This window comes from Caballeronia arationis (assembly GCF_001544975.2).
Lineage (GTDB): Bacteria > Pseudomonadota > Gammaproteobacteria > Burkholderiales > Burkholderiaceae > Caballeronia > Caballeronia arationis.
Window position 1 is genome coordinate 167,574 of the sequence record NZ_FCOG02000001.1, and the last position, 24,935, is coordinate 192,508.

At 65.2% G+C, this 24,935-nt stretch carries 18 protein-coding genes and 1 tRNA gene; 12 read left to right on the forward strand and 7 right to left on the reverse strand.

The features are described 5' to 3' along the window. Positions 1-4: 4 nt before the first annotated feature. Positions 5-1,735, forward strand: a complete 1,731-nt coding sequence (locus AWB81_RS00850; RefSeq protein WP_062632006.1) for an AMP-binding protein — start codon at positions 5-7, stop codon at positions 1,733-1,735. Positions 1,736-2,341: 606 nt separating this feature from the next. After that, positions 2,342-3,280 carry an alpha/beta hydrolase gene (locus AWB81_RS00855; protein ID WP_062632007.1) on the forward strand — a complete coding sequence of 313 codons (939 nt, stop codon included), beginning with the start codon at positions 2,342-2,344 and terminating at the stop codon, positions 3,278-3,280. A gap of 4 nt (positions 3,281-3,284) precedes the next feature. On the opposite strand, the gene AWB81_RS00860 is transcribed toward AWB81_RS00855, so the two are convergent. After that, positions 3,285-4,124, reverse strand: coding sequence for a transporter substrate-binding domain-containing protein (locus AWB81_RS00860; RefSeq protein ID WP_087134718.1), 840 nt, complete (start codon positions 4,122-4,124; stop codon positions 3,285-3,287). 172 nt (positions 4,125-4,296) lie between these two features. Between AWB81_RS00860 and hemE the strand changes: the two genes are divergently transcribed. The 6 genes from hemE (at position 4,297) to AWB81_RS00885 (ending at position 13,741) form a co-directional block, all read left to right on the forward strand. Then, positions 4,297-5,391 (forward strand): uroporphyrinogen decarboxylase, encoded by a 1,095-nt coding sequence (hemE, locus tag AWB81_RS00865; RefSeq protein WP_062632008.1) that lies wholly within the window; start codon positions 4,297-4,299, stop codon positions 5,389-5,391. A gap of 109 nt (positions 5,392-5,500) precedes the next feature. Beyond that, on the forward strand, positions 5,501-5,848 hold the full coding sequence (locus tag AWB81_RS44500) for a hypothetical protein (RefSeq protein ID WP_144444076.1): 348 nt from the start codon (positions 5,501-5,503) through the stop codon (positions 5,846-5,848). Beyond that, positions 5,845-8,088 (forward strand): primosomal protein N', encoded by a 2,244-nt coding sequence (locus AWB81_RS00875; RefSeq protein WP_062632010.1) that lies wholly within the window; start codon positions 5,845-5,847, stop codon positions 8,086-8,088. Before AWB81_RS44500 ends, AWB81_RS00875 begins: the two co-directional genes overlap by 4 nt. A 123-nt stretch (positions 8,089-8,211) precedes the next feature. Then, positions 8,212-8,361: a hypothetical protein gene (locus tag AWB81_RS45590; protein ID WP_159938806.1), complete on the forward strand. Its 150-nt coding sequence runs from the start codon at positions 8,212-8,214 to the stop codon at positions 8,359-8,361. A 211-nt stretch (positions 8,362-8,572) separates the two neighbouring features. After that, positions 8,573-12,502 carry a trifunctional transcriptional regulator/proline dehydrogenase/L-glutamate gamma-semialdehyde dehydrogenase gene (gene putA / locus AWB81_RS00880; protein WP_062632011.1) on the forward strand — a complete coding sequence of 1,310 codons (3,930 nt, stop codon included), beginning with the start codon at positions 8,573-8,575 and terminating at the stop codon, positions 12,500-12,502. A 90-nt stretch (positions 12,503-12,592) separates the two neighbouring features. Continuing rightward, entirely contained in the window at positions 12,593-13,741 is a 1,149-nt protein-coding gene (locus tag AWB81_RS00885; RefSeq protein ID WP_062632012.1) for a branched-chain amino acid ABC transporter substrate-binding protein, read from the forward strand. Between the two features lie 37 nt (positions 13,742-13,778). Here the strand turns inward: AWB81_RS00885 and AWB81_RS00890 are convergent, their stop codons facing one another. The 3 genes from AWB81_RS00890 to AWB81_RS00900 form a co-directional block, all read right to left on the reverse strand. Next, on the reverse strand, positions 13,779-14,324 hold the full coding sequence (locus AWB81_RS00890; RefSeq protein ID WP_062632013.1) for a cytochrome b/b6 domain-containing protein: 546 nt from the start codon (positions 14,322-14,324) through the stop codon (positions 13,779-13,781). Between the two features lie 9 nt (positions 14,325-14,333). Then, positions 14,334-14,597, reverse strand: a complete 264-nt coding sequence (locus AWB81_RS00895) for a PepSY domain-containing protein (protein WP_062632014.1) — start codon at positions 14,595-14,597, stop codon at positions 14,334-14,336. Between the two features lie 93 nt (positions 14,598-14,690). Further along, a complete protein-coding gene (locus AWB81_RS00900) occupies positions 14,691-16,397 on the reverse strand; it encodes a thiamine pyrophosphate-binding protein (protein WP_062632015.1) in 1,707 nt (568 codons plus the stop codon). A 302-nt stretch (positions 16,398-16,699) separates the two neighbouring features. Between AWB81_RS00900 and flhF the strand changes: the two genes are divergently transcribed. From flhF to AWB81_RS00915, 3 genes are read left to right on the forward strand one after another with little or no spacing between them, the layout of a single operon-like run. After that, positions 16,700-18,472, forward strand: a complete 1,773-nt coding sequence (gene flhF / locus AWB81_RS00905) for a flagellar biosynthesis GTPase FlhF (protein ID WP_062632016.1) — start codon at positions 16,700-16,702, stop codon at positions 18,470-18,472. Beyond that, positions 18,465-19,370: a MinD/ParA family ATP-binding protein gene (locus tag AWB81_RS00910; RefSeq protein ID WP_062632017.1), complete on the forward strand. Its 906-nt coding sequence runs from the start codon at positions 18,465-18,467 to the stop codon at positions 19,368-19,370. Before flhF ends, AWB81_RS00910 begins: the two co-directional genes overlap by 8 nt. A 22-nt stretch (positions 19,371-19,392) precedes the next feature. Continuing rightward, positions 19,393-20,124: an RNA polymerase sigma factor FliA gene (locus AWB81_RS00915; RefSeq protein WP_062632018.1), complete on the forward strand. Its 732-nt coding sequence runs from the start codon at positions 19,393-19,395 to the stop codon at positions 20,122-20,124. A gap of 18 nt (positions 20,125-20,142) precedes the next feature. On the opposite strand, the gene AWB81_RS00920 is transcribed toward AWB81_RS00915, so the two are convergent. Next, positions 20,143-21,231, reverse strand: coding sequence for a GGDEF domain-containing protein (locus tag AWB81_RS00920; protein ID WP_062632019.1), 1,089 nt, complete (start codon positions 21,229-21,231; stop codon positions 20,143-20,145). A gap of 265 nt (positions 21,232-21,496) precedes the next feature. Continuing rightward, positions 21,497-21,572 (reverse strand) — tRNA-Arg (locus AWB81_RS00925). Positions 21,573-21,866: 294 nt separating this feature from the next. Here AWB81_RS00925 and AWB81_RS00930 point away from each other — a divergent pair. Then, complete coding sequence (locus tag AWB81_RS00930; protein WP_062632020.1) at positions 21,867-22,772, forward strand: c-type cytochrome; 906 nt, start codon at positions 21,867-21,869, stop codon at positions 22,770-22,772. Between the two features lie 67 nt (positions 22,773-22,839). Here AWB81_RS00930 and AWB81_RS00935 read toward each other — a convergent pair whose 3' ends face one another. Next, entirely contained in the window at positions 22,840-24,924 is a 2,085-nt protein-coding gene (locus tag AWB81_RS00935; RefSeq protein ID WP_062632021.1) for a UvrD-helicase domain-containing protein, read from the reverse strand. Positions 24,925-24,935 lie beyond the last annotated feature (11 nt).

The window sequence follows — 24,935 nt, forward strand, 5'->3', positions numbered from 1 at the left end:
ATCGATGGCAATTCAACCGACGCAAGCCGGCGCGCAAATCGAACCGCGCGACGGCCTTTCCTACGTCCGCGGCTCGACCGACATTCCCCTCTCGGACGCCACCGTCTCGCGTTTCCTGCTCGGCACGGTCGCGCGGTTTCCCGACCGTCCCGCGGTCACTTTCCGCGAGCAGAACATCCGCTGGACCTGGCGCCAGTTCGCCGACGAAGTCGACATCCTCGCGAGCGGGCTGCTTACGCTTGGCATCGAACAGGGTGACCGCGTCGGGATCTGGTCGCCGAACCGCGCTGAATGGTTGCTGACCCAGTTCGCGACCGCGCGGATCGGCGCGGTGCTGGTGAACATCAATCCGGCCTATCGGCTCGCCGAACTCGAATACGCGCTCAACAAGGTTGGCTGCCGTGCGCTGATCGCGGCCGAGCAGTTCAAGACGTCGAAGTATCTGGAGATGCTACAAACGCTCGCTCCCGAACTCGCCGACGCAGAGCCCAACGCGTTGCACGCCGGAAAGCTGCCGGAACTGCGCACGGTGATCCGCATGGGCGAGACCAGAACGCCCGGCATGCTCAATTTCGGCGACGTCATGATGCGCGGCCGCGAGCATCTCGATGCGGCGAAGCTCGACGCGCTCGAAGCCAAGCTCGATGCCCATGAACCGATCAACATCCAGTTCACGAGTGGCACGACCGGCAATCCGAAGGGCGCGACGCTCACGCACCACAACGTCGTGAACAACGCGCGCTATATCGCGATGGCGATGCGGCTCTCCGAGAACGATTCGCTTTGCATTCCGGTGCCGCTCTATCACTGCTTCGGCATGGTGCTGGCGGTGCTGGCGTGCGTTTCGACCGGTTGCGCGATGGTTTTCCCGGGGGAAGCCTTCGATCCCGCCGCGACGCTCGCCGCGGTCCACGAGGAGCGCTGCACGGCGCTGCACGGCGTGCCGACGATGTTCATCGCAGAACTCGATCATCCGGACTTCGCGAAATACGACCTGAGCCGCCTGCGCACGGGCATCATGGCCGGCTCGCCGTGCCCGATCGAGACGATGAAGCGCGTCGTGTCGACGATGAACCTGCGCGAGATCACGATCGCCTACGGCATGACGGAGACGAGCCCGGTGTCGTTCCAGAGCTCGACCACCGATCCGCTCGACAAGCGCACGACGACGGTCGGCCGCATCCAGCCGCATCTCGAAGTAAAGGTGATCGATCCGACGGGCGAAATCGTGCCGGTCGGCGAGACGGGCGAGCTGTGCACGCGCGGCTATTCGGTGATGAAGGGCTATTGGGGCGAAGAGGAAAAGACGCGCGAATCGATCGTCGATGGCTGGATGCACACTGGCGACCTCGCGACGGTCGATGCCGAAGGCTACTGCAACATCGTCGGCCGGCTGAAGGACATGCTGATTCGAGGCGGCGAGAACGTCTATCCGCGCGAAATCGAGGAATTCCTCTTCCGGCATCCGAAAGTACAGTCGGTTCAGGTGTTCGGCGTGCCCGACCAGAAATACGGCGAGGAGGTGTGCGCGTGGATCGTGGTGCGGCCGGGCGAGCACGCGACCGAGCAGGAAATTCGCGAATTCTGCCAAGGGCAGATCGCGCATTACAAGATTCCGCGTTACATCCGCTTCGTCGACGAGTTGCCGATGACCGTGACCGGCAAGGCGCAAAAATTCGTCATGCGCGCGCGGATGATCGAAGAATTGAAGGTGGCGGAGAGTAAAACGGCTTGAATTGAGGAGTACGCGCCGCGTTCTCCATTTACATCGATATACGCAACAAACGCGCGATTCGTTTCACGGATCGCGCAAACGTTTGTCCGGACGAAAAAAAAGCGGGCCTGGAGCCCGCTAAAAACCACACGCTACGGGGTTAGCGCGAGGAGACCAAAGGTGGGAACGACTTCGATACCGCTTGTTGGACCGAAGAACGACCCCAACAAAGATGTCCCAGAGGAGGGTTTCGGCATTTGCCGACTATCGGGCACGTGGTCTTTTCTAACACACCGCACCCAACACATCCGTGTTGAAACCGTTTGAAGAGATTGTGGGCGAATTGATCTGAGGTCGCCGTAACAAAGTGTTTCAGGTTGTAACCCGCGTCGCATAAGGCGCAGTGGCAATATCTAAGCGCATTTCCCGGCAAATTCGAATATAAATTGTTTGACCTCCGAAAATCACCGCCGGGTCAATTGGCGTTGTGCTCCGATTGCTATTTTTCAGACTAGTGCAAAAACTCTAAAATTTCGGGAAAATCGAACGTACGGTCGAATGAAATCGAAAAGCATTTTCGGGAAACAGGGAATAAATCGGCCGCAAGCGAAAACACGGAGACAAGAATTGACCATAGACGCAGACCTTCTCGGCTACTACCGCGCGGTCGCCGAAGCCTTCCCGCCGCTACTCCCCGACGCCGACGCGCAAGCGGTGCGTCAGCGTTTTCGCGACGTGGCGCGTACGTTCGCACGGCCGCGTTCCACGGAAATTGCCGTGACGGAAACCTCGCTGCCGCTCGAAGGGCGCGAACTGGCCGCGCATATCTATCGTCCTGCGGCCGCGAGCGGTGCGCTGCCGTTGCTCGTCTACTTTCATGGCGGCGGCTGGGTCGTCGGCGATCTCGACACGCATGACGATCTGGCCTGCCGCCTCGCCATCGACGCGAATTGCGCCGTCGCCAGCGTCGACTATCGTCTAGCGCCGGAGCATCCCTTTCCCGCGCCTTGCGACGACGCGCTCGATGCGCTGATCTGGCTCGCCGAGCATCGTTCGCGGCTCGGATTCGTCACCGACAGGCTCGCCGTCGGCGGCGATAGCGCAGGTGCGCATCTCGCCGTCGTCGCGGCGCGTGGTGCGAATGAGCGCGTGGCCGGGCTGGTGAGCGCGCAGTTGCTGCTTTATCCGGCGATGCGCCGCCAGTTCGAAAGCGCGAGTTGCATCGCGAACGCGAACGGTCCGGGGCTCACGAACGACGAAATGAAATGGTACTGGACGCAATTTCTGTCCGGCGCGGCGCCGGCCGCCGATGATGTCCGCGCGTTCCCGCTCGCCGAGCCGTTCGAGCGCCCGCCGTCGCCGGCGCTGATCGTCGCCGCCGCACACGATCCGCTCTACGACGACGCCTTCGAACTCGCGCGCTTCCTGGAAACCAATGGCGGGCGCGTCGAACTCATCGACGCCATCGACATGACGCACGGCTTCGGCCGCATCCAGGCGTATTCGCCGGCGGCGGCGGCGTATATGAAGCGCGTCGCGGCGCGCATCGGCGAGATGCTGCGCTAGCGCGTCACTTCAGCCACTTGTCGACGACCGCCTGAAACTCGCCGGTCGATCGCGCGAGGTGCAGCCATTGATCGACATACTGCTGGAACGGCGCCTCGCCGCGCGGCACGAGATAGGCCTTTTCCCCGAACTGGAACGGCTTGTCCGGATGCACCGAGCACAGTCCCGGGTTGAGCTTCTGTTGCAGCAGTGTTTCGGAGGCGTCGGTGACCATCACGTCGGCGTGACCATCGAGGATCTGTTTGAAGATCGTCACGTTGTCCGGATACTCGATCAGTTGCGAGTGCGTGAAGAACTGCTTCGCGAACCGCTCATTCGTGCCGCCGGGATTGACGATCGTGCGCACGTTCGGCTGGTCGATCTGCTCGACGGTCTGATATTTCTCGACGTCGCCGCACCGCACGATCGGCGTCTTGCCGTCGACCATGTACGGCTGTGTGAAGAACGCGCGTTTCTGGCGTTCGAGCGTCGTCGAAACGCCGCCGACTGCGATGTCGCATTTCGCGACGAAGTCGTTCATCAGGTTCGACCACGACGTCTTCACATACTCCGCCTTCACGCCGAGCGATTTTGCGAGGCTTTCGACGAGATCGATGTCGATGCCCTCGAACTGTCCGTCCGGTTTGAGGAAGCTGTACGGCTTGTAGTCGCCGGTCGTGCAGACGCGCAGCGTGTGGCGGGCGAGGACGTCGTCGAGCCGCGAGGGCGCCGGTGCGGCGACCGCCGGCGTCGCGCTGGCCGCGGGCCGGCCCGAGATGGTTCCGGCCTGAACCGTCTGCGCAGACGCGCTGCCGGTGAACGAGACTGCCGCAACCGCGACGAGATAAACGAGGAGGTTCTTCATTGGTCTTCTTGTGGGTTGGTATGGCCGTCGATCATAGCGACGCAGGCGGTACTTGAACAATGCACGCGATCCCCGATTTCTCGAACCAGCCCTTGGCGGCCCGCGTCCGCCCATCACAAAAAGCGGAGGCCGCTCCGGTAGAATGGCTCTTTGCCTTCCAGCACCGAGCGACGTGGCCCATACCCTTCTCAACGACACCTTCCTGCGCGCGCTGCTGCGCCAGCCGACCGACTACACGCCGATCTGGCTGATGCGTCAGGCGGGCCGTTATCTGCCGGAGTACAACGCCACGCGCGCGCGCGCCGGAAGCTTCCTGGGCCTCGCGAAAAATCCCGATTACGCGACCGAAGTCACGCTTCAACCGCTCGAACGCTATCCGCTCGACGCCGCCATCCTCTTCTCCGACATCCTGACGATTCCCGACGCGATGGGGCTCGGCCTGAATTTCGTGCAGGGCGAGGGTCCGCGTTTCGAGCGCACGGTACGCACGGAAGCAGACGTCGCAAAACTCGCGGTGCCGGATATCGACGCGACACTCCGCTATGTTACCGACGCCGTCAGCCAGATTCGCCGCGCGCTTACCGACGGCGAAGGCCGTCAAAAGGTGCCGCTGATCGGTTTCTCGGGCAGTCCGTGGACGCTCGCGTGCTACATGGTCGAAGGCGGTGGTTCGGACGACCATCGCACGGTCAAGTCGATGGCGTATGCGCGGCCGGACCTGGTGCACCGTATTCTCGACATCAACGCGCAAGCCGTCGTGGCGTACCTGAACGCGCAGATCGAAGCGGGCGCGCAGGCCGTGATGATCTTCGATACCTGGGGCGGCGCACTCGCGGACGGCGCTTATCAGCGGTTTTCGCTCGACTACATCGCGAAGGTCGTGGCGGGGGTCAAGCGCGAGCATGACGGCGCGCGCATCCCGGTGATCACGTTCACGAAGGGCGGCGGCCTGTGGCTGGAGGAAATCGCGTCGATCGGCGTTGACGCGGTCGGACTCGACTGGACCGTCAACCTCGGGGCGGCGCGTGCGAAAGTCGGCGACCGGGTGGCGCTCCAGGGCAATATCGATCCGAGCGTGCTGTTCGCACCCCCGGCCGCGATCCGCACGGAAGCGCGGGCCGTGCTCGACAGCTTCGGCAACCATCCGGGGCACGTTTTCAACCTCGGCCACGGCATCTCGCAGTTCACGCCGCCGGAGCACGTCGCGGAACTGGTCGACGAAGTGCATCGCCATAGCCGCGCCATTCGACAAAAGAGTTACGTCTGAGCGTTCGTTTGTTGCGGTGCGGTATTCGAGCGCGTCAGGGCCCGTTTGTTGCGACGCACTTTCCGTGTCTCGAAAGCCCGCCCCTCAGCCATTTCCCGAATGTCAAGGCTTGACTTATGCACAATTTTTACGTTGCGGCGCGCCATCAGACGTATCGGTGAAAAGGCTCAATAAAGCCCCTCTATTTGGCGCTCAAGCCATTGATTCAAAAGAGTTATCAAGGCGGCGACCCGAAATGTGGGCAGGCATGCAGAGGCACTGGGCATGCCTCTTTTTCGAACTGTCAACCGAAGTTCTCAACAAAGTTATCCACAGGCCTGTGGAAAGCCCCGAATTCTCAAAAATAATCCTGAACTTAGCGCCGATTGTGATGTTTCACTTTAAGTGCGGGGCGCAAAGCCTTGTGCTGTCGTCGGCGTGCTGCAGCGGCGGCCCGGCCGGGCGGCGCGAGAAATGAGTGCCGTCTTCGTCCGCGTCGCGCTCGATCATCCGCTGCCGACGCTCTTCGACTATCGCTACGACCTGGCGCCGGAACCCGCGCCGGGCTTGCTGGTGCGCGTGCCGTTCGGGCGCCGCGACGTGGTCGGGCTGATTTGCGAAGTCACCGAGCGAAGCGATGTCCCGGCTGAGAAACTACGCGCCGTCGACGCCATCTGCGACGCCTGCGCGCCGCTTGCGGACGAATGGCGCGCGCTCGCCGCGTTCGCCGCCGACTATTACCAGCGCGGACTGGGCGAAGTCGCCCTCCCCGCATTACCGCAAGCGTTGCGCGATGCGTCGCGCTGGGCGCGTCTCTTCGCTCCTGAAGAGCGCTATCGCCTGCTGCCTGCCGGGCGCGCGGCCTTGCCGGACGCGCTTCCCGTCCGCGCGAGCGCGTTGCGGCGCCTCGCGGAAGCGCTCGCGGCCCAGCCGACGCTCGCCGCGGCCGACGCCCGCGCGTTGCATCCGAAAGCGAGCGCGACGCTCGACGACTGGCAGTCGAAGGGCTGGGTCGTGCTGGAAACGGCCGACGACAGCACCGGCGCCGCCCAGCCGTCCGCATTGACCGACGATGCCTTGCTTCCCTGCCTGACGCACGAGCAGCAGGAAGCCGTCGACGCGATCACCGCTGCGCACCAATTCGCGCCATTCCTGCTGCACGGCGTCACGGGCAGCGGCAAGACCGAGGTCTACCTGCACGCGCTCGCCGGCTTGCTCCACCGGCGGCCGGACGCGCAGGCGCTCGTGCTCGTCCCCGAAATCAACCTGACGCCGCAGTTCGAAGCCGCTTTCCGCACGCGCTTCGCGGCGCTGCCGGAAGGCGCGATCGTCACGATGCACAGCGGCCTCGCCGAGGGCGAGCGCGCGCGCAACTGGCTTGCCGCGCACACCGGACGCGCGCGAATCGTGCTCGGCACTCGGCTCGCGATCCTCGCTTCGCTGCCGAAGCTTTCGCTGATCGTCGTCGACGAGGAGCATGACCCCGCGTACAAGCAGCAGGAAGGTTTGCGCTATTCCGCCCGCGACCTGGCGATCTACCGCGCGAAGCAACTCGGCATTCCGGTGGTGCTGGGCTCGGCGACGCCGTCGCTCGAAAGCTGGTGGCAGGCCGAGCAGGGCCGCTACACGCGGCTTTCGCTGACACGCCGTGCCGTTGCGGATGCGGTGCTGCCTGCCGTGAAGCTCGTCGATCTGGAGGAGGAGCGCAGGCGCGGGCGGGCGTCGATCGACGGTTTGTCGGGGCCGCTCGTTGCGGCGCTCAAGGGGCGTCTGGAACGGGGCGAGCAAAGCCTCGTATTCCTCAACCGCCGCGGCTACGCGCCGATCCTCTCGTGCGACGCGTGCGGCTGGGTTGCCGGCTGCCCGCGCTGCAGCGCGTATGTGGTGCTGCACAAGCCCGAGCAGTCGCTGCGCTGCCACCACTGCGGCTGGGAATCGCGGATTCCGAAGTCATGCCCGGATTGCGGCAACGTCGATATCGCGCCGATGGGGCGCGGCACGCAGCGCGTCGAGGAGACGCTCGCGAGCGCGGTGCCGGGCGCCCGCGTGCTGCGCATCGACGCCGACAGCACGCGCCGCAAGGGCAGCGCGCAGGCGCTCTTCTCCGACGTCCACGCGGGGGAAGTCGATATTCTGGTCGGCACGCAAATGATCGCGAAGGGGCACGACTTCCAGCGCGTGACGCTCGTCGGCGTGCTGAACGCCGATACGGCGCTCTTTTCGCATGACTTCCGGGCGAGCGAGCGACTTTTCGCGCAATTGATGCAGGTGAGCGGCCGGGCCGGGCGCTCCGGCTTGCCCGGCGAGGTGATGATCCAGACGCGCTATCCGCGTCACGCGCTTTATCACGCGCTGGCGCGCCACGACTACGTCGGCTTCGCCAATTCGACCCTCGCTGAACGGCGCGACGCGCACCTGCCGCCGTTTGTCTATCAGGCGATGCTGCGCGCGGAAGGCCGCACGCTCGACGCCGCGCTGGCCTTTCTGGCGCAGGCAGCGGCCGTGTTCGCGGCGCTGCCGGGCGCGGAGCGCGTGACCGTCTACGATGCCGTGCCGCTCACCATCGTGAAGGTGTTCAACGTGCATCGCGCGCAACTGCTGCTGGAATGCGCTTCGCGCGCGGCGCTGCAGACGGCGTTGCGCGCCTGGCAGCCCGCGTTGCGTGAACTCCGGGGCGTGTTGCGCTGGGCCGTCGAGGTCGATCCGCTCGATATCTGAACGCGTCGCGCGCTTCAGGCGTTGCTGCGGTCGGCTTTCAGGCGAGGAGCTTCATCCCCCGGAGAGCGGGGCGATTCTCCCGCATCGGCGCGTTCATGCGCGATATGCGGCTGAGCCCCGCGAATGAACAGCACGACGCACAACGCGCACATCGCCCAGATGCAGCCGATCACCATCCACGTGCTCATAGTCTTTCTCCCCGAAACTGCGTTCAGCGCGGCTCGAATCGGCGCGCATGGCAGTTATATCGGCGGGAAACGCGCGTTTGATTAGGGCAACTCCGAGAATATTGAGACTAGGGAAACTACTAGTCGATTTTCGCCATTTCCAGACAGGGTCCGTATCCGGCAAAGCCTTGTGGCATAAGGGCCCCAAAGAGGTGCAACCCGGTCCGAAAAGTTGGTTGCACCTTTTTTTGCGGCGGAGTACGATGCGCCAACTTTTTAGTCATCGGCCGGTGGCACTTCGGCCAAACGAAGGATATATGGCGAGCACTACCCTTGGCGTCAAAGTCGACGATCTGTTGCGTTCCCGGCTGAAAGATGCCGCGACGCGTCTGGAGCGCACTCCCCACTGGCTGATCAAGCAGGCGATCTTCGCGTATCTCGAACGCATCGAGCACGGCCAGCTTCCGCCCGAACTGTCGGGTGCCAATGGCGGCGCCGAGCTGGGCGAGCCGCTGCCGGTCGAAGGCGAGGAAGACGGCGCACCGCATCCGTTCCTCGATTTCGCGCAGAACGTGCAGCCGCAGTCGGTCCTGCGCGCGGCGATCACGGCGGCCTACCGGCGGCCGGAGCCGGAGTGCGTGCCGTTCCTCGTCGGGCAGGCGCGTCTGCCCGCGAACATCGCCACCGAAGCGCAGGCGCTCGCGAGCAAACTCGTCGAAGCCTTGCGCGCGAAGCACACGGGCGGCGGCGTCGAGGGGCTGATCCACGAATTCTCGCTGTCGAGTCAGGAAGGCGTCGCGCTGATGTGCCTCGCCGAGGCGCTCCTGCGCATTCCCGACCGCGCGACCCGCGACGCGCTGATCCGCGACAAGATCAGCAAGGGCGACTGGCGCTCGCACATGGGCCAGGCGCCGTCGCTGTTCGTGAACGCGGCGACGTGGGGCCTGATGATCACCGGCAAGCTGGTGACGACCAATAGCGAGACGGGGTTGTCGTCGGCGCTGACGCGCCTGATCGGACGCGGCGGCGAGCCGCTGATCAGGAAGGGCGTCGACATGGCGATGCGCCTGATGGGCGAGCAGTTCGTCACCGGCGAAACGATCTCGGAAGCGCTTGCGAACAGCCGCAAGTTCGAGGCGCGCGGCTTCCGCTATTCCTACGACATGCTCGGCGAAGCCGCGACCACCGAAGAGGACGCGCTGCGCTACTACGCATCCTACGAGCAGGCGATCCACGCGATCGGCAAGGCGGCGGGCGGTCGCGGTATCTACGAAGGCCCGGGCATCTCGATCAAGCTTTCCGCGCTGCATCCGCGCTATTCGCGCTCGCAGCAGGAACGCACGATGAATGAACTGCTGCCGCGCGTGCGTTCGCTCGCGCAACTCGCGCGCCGCTACGACATCGGCCTGAACATCGACGCTGAAGAAGCAGACCGGCTCGAAATCTCGCTCGACCTGCTCGAAGCGCTGTGCTTCGATCCCGAACTCGCGGGCTGGAACGGCATCGGCTTCGTGGTGCAGGCGTATCAGAAGCGCTGCCCGTTCGTGATCGATTACCTGATCGACCTCGCGCGCCGCAGCCGTCATCGCCTGATGATCCGGCTCGTGAAGGGCGCCTACTGGGATTCGGAGATCAAGCGCGCGCAAGTCGACGGCCTCGAAGGCTATCCGGTCTACACGCGCAAGATCTACACGGACATTTCCTACGTCGCGTGCGCGAAGAAGCTGCTCGGCGCGCCGGATGCCGTCTATCCGCAATTCGCGACGCACAACGCGTACACGCTCTCCGCGATCTATCACCTCGCAGGACAGAACTTCTATCCCGGCCAGTACGAATTCCAGTGCCTGCACGGCATGGGCGAACCGCTCTATGAAGAAGTCACCGGCCGCGACAAGCTGAACCGCCCGTGCCGCGTCTACGCGCCGGTCGGCACGCACGAAACGCTGCTCGCGTACCTCGTGCGCCGCCTGCTCGAAAACGGCGCGAACACGTCGTTCGTGAACCGGATTGCCGACGAATCGATTCCCGTCAGCGAACTCGTCGTCGACCCGATCGACGAGGCGTCGAGGCTCACGCCGCTCGGCGCGCCGCACGCGAAGATTCCGCTGCCGCGCCAGCTGTACGGTAGCGAGCGCCTCAATTCGATGGGCTTCGATTTGTCGAACGAGCATCGGCTGGCGTCGTTGTCGTCGGCGCTGCTTGCGAGCGCGAACAACCAGTGGCGCGCGGTCCCGATGCTCGAAGGCGACGATGCGGGCAACGGCACGCCGCGCGACGTGCGCAACCCGTCGGACCTGCGCGACGTCGTCGGTACGGTCGTCGAGGCCTCGCCGGAACAGGTGAACGCAGCGATCGCGCACGCAGTCGCCGCAGCGCCGATCTGGCAGGCGACGCCCGTCGAAGATCGCGCCGACTGCCTCGCGCGCGCCGCCGACCTGCTCGAAGCGCAGATGCATACGCTGATGGGCCTGGTCGTGCGCGAAGCGGGCAAATCGCTGGCGAATGCGGTGTCGGAGATCCGCGAAGCCATCGATTTCCTGCGCTACTATTCCGCGCAGATTCGCGGCGAGTTCTCGAACGATACGCATCGTCCGTTGGGACCCGTGGTCTGTATCAGCCCGTGGAACTTCCCGCTCGCGATCTTCATGGGCCAGGTTGCCGCGGCGCTGGCCGCCGGCAATCCGGTGCTCGCAAAGCCAGCCGAGCAGACGCCGCTGATTGCCGCGCAAGCCGTGCGCATCCTGCGCGAGGCTGGCGTGCCGTCGGGCGCGGTGCAACTGCTCCCCGGTGACGGCGAGACGGTCGGCGCGGCGCTCGTTGCCGATCCGCGCACGCGTGCGGTGATGTTCACCGGCTCGACCGACGTCGCGCGCCTTATCAACAAGACGCTTTCCGAGCGCCTCGACCCGGACGGCCGGCCGATTCCGCTGATCGCCGAGACGGGCGGCCAGAACGCGATGATCGTCGATTCGTCGGCGCTCGCGGAACAGGTGGTTGCGGACGTGATGCAGTCGTCGTTCGATTCGGCCGGCCAGCGTTGCTCCGCGCTGCGCGTGCTGTGCCTGCAGGACGACGTCGCCGACCGCACGCTCGACATGCTGACGGGCGCGATGAAGCAGCTCGCGGTGGGCAACCCGGATCGCCTGTCGACCGACGTCGGGCCGGTGATCGACGCGGACGCGAAGCGTGGCATCGACGCGCACGTCGCCTCGATGCGCGAGAAGGGCCGCAAGGTCGTGCAACTGCCGCTGCCGGAAGGCTGCGCGCAGGGCACGTTCGTGCCGCCGACGCTGATCGAACTCGACTCCATCGACGAACTCAAGCGCGAAGTGTTCGGTCCGGTGCTGCATGTGGTGCGTTATCGCCGCGCGTCTCTTGATAAACTCCTCGACCAAATCAAAACGACCGGTTATGGACTCACGCTCGGCATCCATACGCGGATCGACGAAACCATCGCGCATGTGATTTCCCGCGCGCACGTCGGCAACATCTACGTGAACCGGAACGTGATCGGCGCGGTGGTCGGCGTGCAGCCGTTCGGCGGCGAAGGGCTGTCGGGCACGGGGCCGAAAGCGGGCGGTGCGCTGTACCTGCAGCGTCTGCTGGCGAAGCGTCCGACGGGCTTGCCACAGTCGCTCGCGAAGGCGCTGGTCGTCGATCACGCTGCTTCGACCGATACGCCGTCCGCCGCATTGACCGCCTTGCGCGACTGGTCGCTCGCGGAACGCGATCCGCAGACGGCCGCGCGTTGCGACGGTTACTTGCAGCACGTCCTGGCCGGCGCGACCGCCGTGCTGCCCGGGCCGACCGGCGAGCGCAACACGTACACGCTCGGCGCACGCGGCACGGTGCTGTGCGTGGCATCGACGGCGAGCGGCGCGCGCGCCCAGTTCGCGGCAGTGCTCGCCACCGGCAACAAGGCGCTGTTCTCCGGCGCGGCGGGCGAGCAACTGGCGGCATCGCTGCCGGCGTCGCTGAAGGCGCATGTGATGGTGAAAAAAGAAGCCGCGGCCGATTTCGACGCCGTGCTGTTCGAAGGCGACAGCGATGAACTGCTGTCGCTCGTGAAGGATGTCGCGAAACGCGCGGGGCCGATCGTGTCGGTGCAGGGCGTCGCGGCGGGGGCGTTCGCCGACGGCAGTCACGACGGCGAGGACTACGCGCTCGAACGGCTGCTGACGGAGCGCTCGGTGAGCGTGAACACGGCGGCCGCGGGCGGCAATGCGAATTTGATGACGATCGGTTGAGAAACCCTCGAGCGCTCGACTCAAACAAACGGCAGCGGGCACGGCGATCCCGGCAAGAAGCTGCCATCCACACTGGTATTAGGAGAAGCTATGAAGCACACGATGAACAAGCTGGCAGCGGCGATGGCAGTTGCCGGCCTGTCGCTCGCGGGGACCGCAGTTGCACAGCAGGCAGAAGATGTGAAAGTTGGCTTCGCGGCTCCGATGACGGGCGCGCAGGCTCACTACGGCAAGGACTTCGAGAACGGCATCACGCTGGCCGTCGAAGATTTCAACGCGACCAAGCCGGTGATCGGCGGCAAGCCGGTGCGCATCGTGCTGAACGCAGCCGACGACCAGGCTGACCCGCGCACGGGCACGACCGTCGCGCAGAAGCTGGTGGACGACGGCATCAAGGGCATGCTCGGCCACTTCAACTCGGGTACGACGATCCCCGCATCGCGCATCTACGCGAACGCCGGCATCCCCGAGATCGCGATGGCAACGGCGCCCGAATACACGACGCAAGGCTACAAGACCACGTTCCGCATGATGACCTCGGACACGCAGCAAGGTTCGGTCGCGGGCGAGTTCGCGGTGAAGAACCTGAAGGTGAAGAAGATCGCGATCGTCGACGACCGCACCGCCTACGGCCAGGGTCTCGCCGACCAGTTCGAGAAAGCCGCGAAGGCGGCAGGCGGCACGATCGTCGTGCGTGAATTCACGAACGACAAGGCCGTCGACTTCAAGGCGATTCTGACCAAGATCAAGGCGTCGAATCCGGACCTCGTGTACTACGGCGGCGCCGATTCGCAAGCCGCGCCGATGGTCAGGCAGATGAAGACGCTCGGCTTCCGCGCGCCGCTGATGGCGGGCGAAATGGTGAAGACCGAAACGTTCGTGAAGATCGCCGGCGACGCAGCCGACGGCACCGTCGCGTCGCTCGCTGGCCTGCCGATGGACCAGATGCCTGGCGGCGCGGAATACACGGCGAAGTACAAGAAGCGTTTCAACGAAGACGTGCAGACGTACTCGCCGTACGCCTACGACGGCGCAATGGCCATGTTCAACGCGATGAAGAAGGCGAACTCGACCGATCCGGCCAAGTACCTGCCGTTCCTCGCGAAGACGGAGATGCCGGGCGTGACGACGTCGAAGCTCGCGTATGACTCGAAGGGCGACCTGAAGAACGGCGGCATCACGCTGTACAAGGTCGTTGGCGGCAAGTGGACGACGCTGGAAAGCGTGGGCGGCAAGTAAGCTCGTTCTGCTTCAGCTTTGAGAAAAGGCCCCGTTTCTACGGGGCCTTTTTGCTGTGCGGGTCGCGCTTGAAACCGGTCAGCATCGCGACGACCAGGTTCTCGCGCGTCCAGACGCTCATCACGAGCGCGGCGACGACATGCGCATACACGCACAGTTCGAGCGCGATCGACAGATATTCATGCAGGTCCTGCGGCCAGTCCTCGCCCCAGAACGCGTCGAGGCGCATCAGCCAGCCGGTCACGCCTAGCGCGAGAATCAGGAACCACAGCGCGATCGCCATCAGGCCACCGAGCGGATTGTGCGAAAGATGATGCATCGGCTTGCCGGCGGCAAGCGAGCGCAGATAGTCCGCGAGATGCAAGGGACTTGGCCACCACGCCGAGAAGCGCGCGGGCGGCGTGCCGACGAAGCCCCACACGATCCGAAGCCCGACGAGCCCGCCCGCGATATAGCCGAGCACGCGATGCGCCTCGTCGGTGGGACCGAAGAGATTCCAGATGACAATGCCCGCGACCGTCCAGTGCGTGAGCCGCACCCAGAGGTCCCAGGTTTTGATCCGGCCGGGATACGTGGCGGGCATCGCGGGCGCTTATTCGACTTCCGACTTCACGACGGCGAGCGTCTTCGTGTCGTAATAGATCTCGACTTTCTTGCCGTCCTCGTTGTGGCCGTAGATCTCGTAGCAATTGCCGTCGACCTTGAACTTCTTGATCTTGTAGCCCTGCGCTTCCAGCTGCGAGCGCGCGTCCGATTCCTTCATCCACTCGCTCTTCGGATGCGCCGTGCAGTCGGCCTTCGCGAACGCCGCGCCCGAAAAACCCACCGCCGCCATCAATGCCAGGATCTTGAACATCTGCCGCCCTCGTCCATTCGTTTATCGAGCGGCTACTCTACTGCCAATGAGAATGGCTCGCAAGTAAATCGAAAGCTGGACGAGGGCCGGCTGTCAGGCCTGTTTTCGCGCTTGCTGACGAATCTGGTCGAGCGTCGCGCCCGGCGTGCTCTGGTCCGGCGGAATGCGGATTTCGATCACCGCCGGCAGCCCCGAATTCACCGCGCGCTCGAACGCGGGCATGAACGCGGCGGTCGTCTCGACGCGCTCGCCATGCGCGCCGAACGATCGCGCGTAGGCAGGAAAGTCGGGGTTTGTGAGCCCGGTGCCGTAAACGCGGTTCGGGTAGTGGCGCTCCTGATGCATGCGGATCGTGCCGTATTGCCCGTTGTTGACGACGATGAAGATCACTGGCAACTGGTACTGCATCGCGGTTGCGATCTCGTGGCTCGACATCATGAAGCAGCCGTCGCCAGCGAACGCGATGACCGTGCGCTCGGGATGCAGCGACTTCGCAGCGATTGCCGCCGGCACGCCGTAGCCCATCGCGCCGCTGGTGGGCGCGACCTGCGAGCGGAAATGCCGGTACGCGTAATGCCGATGCAGCCAGGTTGCGTAATTGCCGGCGCCGTTGGTCAGGATGGCGTCGGCGGGAAGGCGCTCGCTCAGCTGACGCATGATCTCGCCGAGCTGCACGTCGCCGAGCATGGGGCGCGGCTTGCGCCATTCGAGATAGGCATCGTGAGCAGCGACGGCCGTGCCCGACCACTTAGGCGCCGGAGGCGCCGCGAGCGCCGCCAGTGCGGATGCGATTTCCGGCATCCCCGAGACGATCGGCAGGTCAGCTGAATAGACGCGTCCGAGTTCGTCCGCGCCCTGATGGATGTGGATGAGCGTCTGCTTCGTCTTCGGGATGTCGAGGAGCGTGTAGCCGCCCGTCGTCGATTCGCCGAGGCGCGGGCCGATCACGAGCAGCAGGTCGGCCTCGCGGATGCGCGCGGCGAGGGCCGGATTGATTCCGAGCCCGACGTCGCCCGCATAGTTCGGGTGCTCGTTGTTCAGCGTGTCCTGGAAGCGGAACGCGCAGCCGGCCGGCAACTGCCATTGCTCGACGAAGCGCGCGAAATCCTGCGTCGCGGCTTCGGTCCAGCCGCTGCCGCCTGCAATCACAAACGGTCGCTCGGCCGCGGACAGCATCGCGTGAAGCCGCTCCATCTGCGCCGGCGCGGGCGCCGCGGCCACACGCTGGTAGCGCGGCGCGCCCGGAACGGCCGGGCACGGTTCGCTCAGCATGTCCTCGGGCAGCGCGAGCACGACCGGACCGGGACGCCCGGACGTCGCGACGTGAAACGCGTGGCTCATGTATTCGGGCACGCGTCGCGCGTCGTCGATCTGCGCGACCCACTTCGCCATCTGCCCGAACATCCGCCGGTAGTCGATTTCCTGGAACGCCTCGCGGTCCATATGCTCGCGTGCGCACTGGCCGATCAGCAGGATCATCGGCGTCGAGTCCTGGAAGGCGGTGTGCACGCCGATCGACGCGTGCGTCGCGCCTGGCCCGCGCGTGACGATCGCGACGCCCGGCCGGCCGGTCAGCTTGCCGACCGCCTCCGCCATGTTCGCGGCGCCCGCTTCGTGACGGCAGACGATGGTCTGGATCTGGCTGGTTTCGTCGTGGAGCGAATCGAGGACGGCGAGAAAACTCTCGCCGGGCACGCAGAACACGCGCTCGACGCCATGCGTAACGAGCGCATCGACGACGAGCCGGGCACCGGTGGTTTGCGGGGAATCGGAGGAAGAAGAAGCGACTGCGGACGCCATGCGGTGAAATCTCCGTGAATGGTTCGGGCAATGATCCGACCCGACAGCTTACGCCGACCGGCCCGCATTCAGCCAGAGGCGCAAATCCCGATGGAGCGGCGCCCGAGCGCCTGCGGCGCGGCCCGCGGCCGGCACGACCAAAAATCCCCATCACCCGAATTACCCCGCTTTCTCACCCCTTATCGCCAGATAGTCCCAGTCCGACATTCGGAATAATGACTTCCATGGAAAACGGGTTGCGGCCTTAACCGCTGCGGCCCCTCAGCAAAGATCGAAGTCGTCAAACCTCATCGGGGGCAAGCTTGAATATTCGTAAATTCGTCGGCGCCACAAGTCGGGACGCACTGCGTCTCGTCCGGGAAGCCCTGGGCCCCGATGCGGTCGTCCTCTCGAATCGCACGCTGGAAGACGGCACCGTCGAGATCGTGAGCGTCGCCGACAGCGATCTGGCGAAGATCTCGCCCGTCGCCGACGATGCCGCCGCGCCGTCGATGTCCGCTCCGGCCGCGAAGGCCAGCGCCCATGCAGCCCCGATGAATCCCTACGCAAGCGGTGACGTGTTCTCGTCGGTCTTCGGTGCGAATCCCGAAGCAGACGAAGACGACGCTACCGAAGCACACCCGGAACCCGCGCCGAAGCGCCGCGTCGCCATCGACGAAGCGCCGCGCACGATGGCCGAATCCAATCCGTGGCTGATCGAGCATGCACGGCGTGTCGCCCAGCAGGCCGCCGCGCCGACGCCGTCGAACCGCGTCCTGACGCCCGCCAGCGCGATCGCGAAGGGGCTCGGCACGCCGGTTCCGGTGCCTGCCGTCGAAAAGACGGAGAGCCCGGAATCCGCCCGCGTGCACCAGCCGAACCATCCGCAGCAGCTGAAGATCGACACGCCCGACTGGGCGCGCGAAGCCGCGCAGGTCGCCGCGCGCCGCGCCGCGCAGAAGATCGTCCCGGTGCAGATGCCGCAACCGGAGCGTTCCGCCGATGCATCGCATTCGACGTCCCCGGCGCGCCCGGCGCAGGAAGGCGCCTTCGCCGGCCTGCCGGCGAGCGCGGCCGCCGCCGTCACGGAAGCGATCCGTGCGCGCATGGAACAGGTTGTCAACGACACGGTGATGAACGAACTCTCGTCGATGCGCGAGATGATGGAAGAGCACTTCGCGGGTCTCCTGTGGGGTGACCGCCAGCGCCGCAGCCCGAGCAACGCCGCGCTGACCAAGCGCCTGTTCGCCGCCGGCTTCTCGGCGCAACTGGTGCGCATGGTGATCGACAACATGCCGGAAATGGAGCACGTCGAAGCCGCGATGGAATGGGTGCAGCAGGTGCTCGAATCGAACCTGCCGGTGATGGACAGCGAAGAAGCGATGATGAATCGCGGCGGCGTGTTCGCGCTGATGGGCCCGACGGGCGTCGGCAAGACGACGACCACCGCGAAGCTCGCCGCGCGCTGCGTGATGCGCTTCGGCGCGAGCAAGGTCGCGCTCCTGACGACCGACAGCTACCGGATCGGCGCGCATGAGCAACTGCGCATCTTCGGCAAGATTCTCGGCGTCTCGGTGCACGCGGTGAAGGACGGCGCCGATCTGCAACTCGCGCTCTCCGAGCTGCGCAACAAACATATCGTGCTGATCGACACGATCGGCATGAGCCAGCGCGACCGCATGGTCTCCGACCAGATCGCGATGCTGTGCGGCGCCGGTCATCCGGTGCAGCGCCTCCTGCTTCTGAACGCGACGAGCCACGGCGACACGCTCAACGAAGTCGTGCAGGCCTACCAGAGCACGCCGGACCAGCCGCCGCTCGCGGGCTGCATCCTGACGAAGATCGACGAAGCCACGAACCTCGGCGGCGTGCTCGACACCGTGATCCGCTACAAGCTGCCCGTGCATTACGTATCGACGGGACAGAAGGTCCCGGAGAACCTGTACGTCGCGACCAAGCGTTTCCTGATCAAGAGCGCGTTCTGCATTCCCCGCGACGGGTCGCCCTTCGTGCCGCAGGACGAAGAAGTGCCCACCTTGTTGTCCGCGCTGTCGGCGCGTGCGTCCACCGAACTGCATGAGGTTCACTTTGGATAAGTTCGTGCTCGATCAGGCGGAAGGTCTGAGACGGCTTCTGACGAACGCGGGATCGCGCGTCGTCGCGGTGGCGGGCGGACCGGCCGGCATCGGCTGCACGTCGACGGTGGCGAATCTCGCCGCAGCCCTCGCGATCCACGGCAGGGACGTCCTCGTGATCGACGAGCGCCAGAACGCCGGCTCGCTCAGCAAGATGCTCGGACTGAACGATACGGGCGCGCTCGCCTCGGTGATGTCGGGCCGGCGCTTCCTGCAGGACGCGGTGACGCGCACGCCGTTCGGATTTTCGCTGCTGGCGGCGCCGCGCGACGAACGTATCAGCCACGACGCGGGCCAGTGCCGGGCACTGCTCGACGGTCCCGCCGACATCGTGCTGATCGACTCGCAGCTCGACCGGAATGGCGCGCTGTCGTCGCTCGCGGCGCAGGCGCATGACTTCCTGATCGTGACCCGCGTCGCAGCGGCGGCGATCACCGAGGCTTATGCATGCATGAAGCGCCTGCACTACGCGCACGCCATCGGGCAGTTTCGCGTGCTGGTGAATCACGTGCAGAATGCAACCGACGCGGTCACCGCGTTCGAAAACCTGTCGGGCGTCGCGAGCCGGTATCTCGCCGTGTCGCTCGCACAGGCCGGATACGTGGCGGAGGATGCGCGCGTATCGCGGGCGCGGGAACTCGCGCGCTGTGCCGTCGAAGCCTTCCCGGCGACACCGGCCGCGCGCGACTACCGGCAGATTGCAGCAGAACTCCTCCACTGGCCGATGCGGCCCGCGCCACTCCGGCGGGACGACATCGAAAGAGGCATGACAGCAATGAAGGGCGCGGGGGACGGACAGTCCGAATGCCGCGCCGGGGCACCGGCCGCTCGCGAGTTGAGCAGCACGGCGTCGATGTGACATAGGGAAAGAGGGGATCAAGATGTACAACGCCCAGGGAAAGCTCTCGCAATCCGAAGTGCTGACGCGCTACGCGCCGCTCGTGCGCAGGCTGGGGCTCCAGCTCGTCGCGAAGATGCCGGCGAGCGTCGATCTCGACGACCTGATCCAGGCCGGCATGATCGGCCTGATGGACGCCGCGAACCGCTACAAGGAAGATCAGGGCGCACAGTTCGAGACGTACGCGAGCCAGCGGATTCGCGGCGCGATGCTCGACGAGCTGCGTGCCAACGACTGGCTGCCGCGCAGCATGCGCAAGACCTCGCGCGAGGTGGAATCGGCGGTGCACAAGGTCGAGCAGTCGCTTGGCCGCTCCGCGAGCGAGACCGAAATCGCCGAGCATCTGAAGATGCCGCTCGACGAATATCAGTCGATGCTGCAGGACCTGCATGGCAGCCAGCTCATCTATTACGAAGACTTCGACCGCTCCGCCGACGACGAGCCGTTCCTCGACCGCTATTGCGTCGACCGTTCGGACCCGCTGTCTGCGCTGCTCGACGGCAGTCTGCGCTCGGCGCTTGTCGATGCCATCGACAAGCTGCCCGAACGCGAGAAGCTCCTGATGAGCCTCTACTACGAAAAAGGCCTGAACCTGCGTGAAATCGGCGCGGTGATGGAAGTGAGCGAGTCGCGGGTGTGTCAGTTGCACAGCCAGGCCGTCGCCCGCTTGCGCGCGAAGCTGCGCGAACAGGCGTGGTCGAGCGTGGAAGCCTGAGCGTCGCTTAAAGGACGCTTATTCGAAGTCGCCGCCGTCTGCGAAGACGGTCTGGCCCTGGCCCAGCGTCTTCGCGCGGTACATCGCGCGATCGGCGGCACGCATGAGCGCCGTGATATCGCGATATTGCGCCGGCGCGCCGCCGTAGATCGGGCACGCCCCGATGCTCGCCGAGACGCTCACCGGCCGGTCGTCGACCGACGTCAGCGCGGCAAGGATCGCGTGGATGCCATCGGCGACGGCGAGCACCGCCGCCCGGTCGGGCACGTGGCGCGCGAGCACGACGAACTCGTCGCCGCCGAGGCGCGCGACGGTGTCGGTCTTGCGGATGCGCTTCGAGAGGAGCGCGCCGAAGGTCTTGAGCAGCAGGTCGCCGGTCGCGTGGCCATAGGTGTCGTTGACTTCCTTGAAGCCGTCGAGGTCGATCAGGAGCAGGGCGCTCATGTCGTCGTCGCCTTCGGAGATCGACATCATCGCGCGTCCGACGGTCTGTTCCAGCGCATAGCGGTTGAATAGGCCGGTGAGCGGATCGGTCGACGCCTGGCGCGCGAGATCGCGGTTCGCGTTGCCAAGCCGGTCGACGAGCACGCTCAGATACACCGACGCGCCGAGCACGGACAGCGCGACCCCGAGCGCCGCCGGACGATTGGCGACCCACCACGGCTGCCACGCCGCGAGCGCCGCGATGGCGGCAAGCGCGGTCGCGCAGGAGAGGGCGAGCGTCTGCTTGCCGTAACGGCAGCCCGATCCGATCAGAAACCAGAACACGACCCACAGCAGCGGCAGACCGATCGGTCCGCCGATGGCGATCACGATCGCGACCAGCGCCTGATCGGCCACTGTCGTGATGACGAGCCGCGTGCGCGACGGCCCGGCCATCCTCCGCACGGCATGGAGACTGAGCGCGCCAAAGGCCACATAGAGCGCGACGAAGACGACGACCATCGCCGCATCGACGGACGGGCGGAACCACGTGTAGCCCAGGTACGCGATGAGCACTGCGCTGCCCATCCAGACGCGCAGCGTCGCCTGTTCCTGCTCGGGATTGCCGTGTCCCGACCATGCGAACGCAAAAGGTCGGCGCGCGGGTTCCTGCGCCTGCTCCATGGTTGAATCCCCTGCTTTCGTCGATTGTTCTCGTTGGTCTTTTTGCTTTGTGTTCTATGCGCCCGTTGGACGAGGCGCTATTTTGCATTTTTTTGAGACGGTGCTGGGGCGTGCGGGTGCTGGCGCGAAGCGCTTTTTTAAAGCGTGGAAGTAGGATTTGCCGAGCTTTCGGGATGTAACGTGGGAGAGACTGAGCGCGCGCGACAGGCTCGCGTAAACGTACGCGATTCCGTACGTACGAAGGAGCGGCTGACTGCGGCTGTTTTGGTGCGCCCGGCTGGGATCGAACCAGCAACCCCTGCCTTCGGAGGGCAGTACTCTATCCATTGAGCTACGGGCGCTTCGGAGCGAAGGCGCTGGACGATTCAGCGTAAAGAAGCCTGAAAGCAGCGCCGATGCGAGTCCGAGAGGATACCTGTTTTCCGCCGATCCGTCCATCTGGCGGCCTTCGGCAGCGGTTCGCAGCCAGCCGCGGCGCCTTCTAGCGCTCCGGGTAAACGCCCGCAACCGCCGTCCGGCGGCGCGTGCCGTCAGTTAAGCGTTCCGTCTATAATCGTCCGTGCTGTACGGAAGTTGCCGTTGCTGTCACGCTGTCGCTGAACGGACTCACACTAAAAACGGGAGACGAGACAAGCATGAGTGAAGCACCCCACGGAGCCCCGATCAAAACACCCGGCCAGCTTATCGCAGCGGTCATCGCCGGGTTCGCCGTCCCCATCGTCATCATCATCCTGCTCGCTGTGTACGTGAACAACACGACGCGCACCGGCGCGGGCACCGATCTGTTTTCCGATGCCTCCGTCGCCTCGCGCATTGCGCCGGTCGCGCAAGTGGACATCCGCGACGCCAACGCGCCACGTGTCTTCAAGACGGGCGAGCAGGTCTACAAGGCCGTCTGTTCGACGTGTCACGCAGCCGGAACCGCAGGCGCACCGAAGTTCGGCGACGCCGGCAACTGGGCCCCGCGCATCGCCGAGGGCTACGACACGCTCCTGCACAACGCGCTGAACGGCAAGGGCGCGATGCCCGCGCGCGGCGGCACGAGCCCCGACGACTACAGCGACTTCGAGATCGGACGCGCAATCGTCTACATGGCGAACAACAGTGGCGGCAAGCTCGAGGAACCGGCGCAGCCGGCGCCGGGTGCGGCAGCTGCCGCGGCGCCCGCGAGCGGTGCCCCGCCGGCTGCAACCGCATCGGGTGCGCAGGAGAATTCGCAGGCTGCGGCGGCGGTCGCCGCGCTGGCCTCCGTGCCGCAGGCCGCTGCTGTGCCGGCGGCAGGTGCGCAGAGCGCGGATGCTTCGCAGGCGGGCAAGGCGCTTTACACGCAGGTGTGTCAGGCGTGCCACGCAGCGGGCGTGTTGAACGCACCCAAGTTCGGCGACAAGGCCGCATGGGCCGAGCGCCTGAAGGAACCGATGGACACGGTCTACAACTACGCGCTGCACGGCAAGGGCGCGATGCCGCCGAAGGGCGGATCGAACGCCTCCGACGCCGATGTGAAAGCCGCCGTCGACTATATGGTGAGCGCGGCGAAGTAGGCGGCGTGACACGCACAAACAAAAAACCCTGCGCGGTCCGGCAGGGTTTTTTGTTTTCGAGCCGAAGTCAGGACTTCTGCAACATCGCCTTCAGCATCGCCATGCGATCCTTCGGCGTCATCGGCGCTTCCTCTTCGGTCGGTGGCGGCGCGTCGTCGAGCAGCATCTCGGGGATGAACCGCGACGGCTCGCACACCACCGTCTCCCGCGCGCGCTTTCTCTTCTTGCACCAGTTCAGATGCAGGCTGCGCTGCGCCCGCGTGATCGCGACGTACATCAGCCGCCGTTCTTCCTCGATGCGCCCCTCATCGACCGGACCGTCTTCCGAGCCGCCCCGATGCGGCATGATCCCTTCCTCGACGCCCACCAGAAACACGTGCGGATATTCCAGTCCCTTCGACGCATGCACCGTCGAGAGCCGAACCGCGTCAGGGTCTTCGTCCTTTCCTTCGAGCATCGACATCAGCGCGACCGTCTGGATCAGGCCGAGCAGGTTCTTGCCTTCATCGCCGAAACCGTCGGCGTTGTCGTAGCCGGTCTGCTCCGCGTCAGACGACGGCTCCGGCTTCGTGCCCTTCCGCTTGAGCCATTCGCAGAACTCCAGCACGTTCTGCCACTTCGACTGCGCCTGCCGCTCGTCGTGCGCGTCGTAGAGATACGCCTCGTAGTGGATGGCTTCCATCATGTCGTCGAGGACGGTCGTGGCCGGATCGCGGGCGGCGCGGTCGGAGAGGCGCTGCATCCATTCGCAGAACGTGCGCAGCGGCTCGACCTGACGCGCGGAAAGCCGCGCCTCGATGCCGCCCATGAACACCGCCTCGAACAGCGACACCTTCGCCGCACCCGCGAACGAGCCGAGCGCTTCGAGCGTCGTGTTGCCGACACCGCGCCGCGGCGTGGTGATCGCGCGGATGAACGCGGGATCGTCGTCGGGATTCGCGATCAGGCGCAGATACGCGATGATGTCCTTGATCTCAGCCTTGTCGAAGAACGACTGGCCGCCCGAGAGCACATAAGGAATCCGCTCGCGGCGCAGGACCTGCTCGAAGATGCGCGCCTGGAAGTTGCCGCGATACAAGATCGCGTAGTCGCGAAACGCCGCGCGCCGCTCGAACTTGTGCGCCGACAGCCTGAAGACGACCGATTCCGCCTCGTGTTCCTCATCGTTGCAGCCGGTGACGGTGATCGTGTCGCCCATGCCGTGCTCGGACCAGAGCTTCTTCTCGAAGAGCTTCGGATTGTTCGCGATGACGTTGTTCGCCGCCGTGAGAATGCGCACCGTCGAGCGATAGTTCTGCTCCAGCTTGACCACATGCAGCTTCGGGAAGTCCTTGCCCAGTTGCGCGAGATTTTCGAGCGTCGCGCCGCGCCAGCCGTAGATCGCCTGATCGTCGTCGCCGACTGCCGTGAACGCTGCGCGCGGACCGGCCAGCAGCTTCAGCAGCTCGTACTGGCAGGCGTTGGTGTCCTGATATTCGTCGATCAGCAGATAGCGCAGGCGGTTCTGCCACTTGTCGCGCACTTGCTCGTTTTCCGCGAAGAGTTGCGCGGGCCGCAGGATGAGGTCGTCGAAATCGAGCGCCTGATACGCGTGCAGCGTCGCCGCATAGCTGCGATAGACGATCGCCGCCTGATGCTCGTCCTCGTTCGCCGCCAGCACGGAAGCCTGATCGGGCGACACCATCGCGTTCTTCCACAGCGAGATGATCGACTGAATCTTGCGGATCAGGCCCTTGTCGGTCGTGCCGAGCTGCTCCTGCACCATGCCGAAGCAGTCGTCGGCATCCATGATCGAGAACTGCGGCTTCAGGCCGACGTGCGCCGCCTCCTGACGCATGATCTGGACGCCGAGCGAGTGGAAGGTGCAGATCGTCAACTGGTTGACGGGCACCTTGCGGCCTTCCTTGCCGGGCGTCGTGAGCGTCTTGCCTTCGAGCAGCTTTGCGGTGCGCTCGCGCATTTCGAGCGCGGCCTTGTTCGTGAAGGTGAGCGCGGCGATGTGCTTCGGCTCGAAACCGCGCCGTTCGATCAGATGGGCGATCTTTTGCGTGATCACGCGCGTCTTGCCGCTGCCGGCGCCGGCAAGCACGAGACAGGGACCATCGAGATAACGCACCGCTTCGCTTTGCGCGGCGTTCAGACCTGCGGACATCGTGTGTGGAC